This window comes from Pseudomonas sp. H26/SER47-MNA-CIBAN-0231 (genome assembly GCF_040310465.1).
Taxonomy (GTDB): Bacteria; Pseudomonadota; Gammaproteobacteria; order Pseudomonadales; family Pseudomonadaceae; genus Aquipseudomonas; species Aquipseudomonas atacamensis.
This window is the reverse complement of record NZ_JBEOPW010000131.1, coordinates 1-254: the sequence shown is the minus strand read 5'-3', so window position 1 is coordinate 254 and position 254 is coordinate 1. Positions and strand designations below refer to the sequence as shown.

1 protein-coding gene is annotated in these 254 nt (G+C 66.1%); it reads left to right on the top strand.

Annotation, left to right across the window (positions count from 1 at the left end):
- A partial coding sequence (locus AAEZ10_RS27565) for a glycoside hydrolase family 3 N-terminal domain-containing protein (RefSeq protein WP_350571845.1) occupies window positions 1-254 on the top strand: 254 nt, incomplete at both ends.

Below are 254 nucleotides of genomic sequence, written 5' to 3'. Positions count from 1 at the left end.
ACGAACTGCTGCGCCATGGCGTGGCCCGCGATGGCCGCGAGGCTGCGCGCCTGGCAATCGAGGCGGGCATCGATCTGAGCATGCACGACTCGCTTTATCTGCAGGAGCTGCCGGGGCTGGTCGAGCGCGGTGAGGTGCCGATCGAACTGATCGACCAGGCCGTGGGGCGTGTGCTGGGTGCCAAATACGACCTCGGTCTGTTCCATGATCCCTATCGGCGCATCGGCAAGGCGGTGGACGATCCCGTCGAGGTC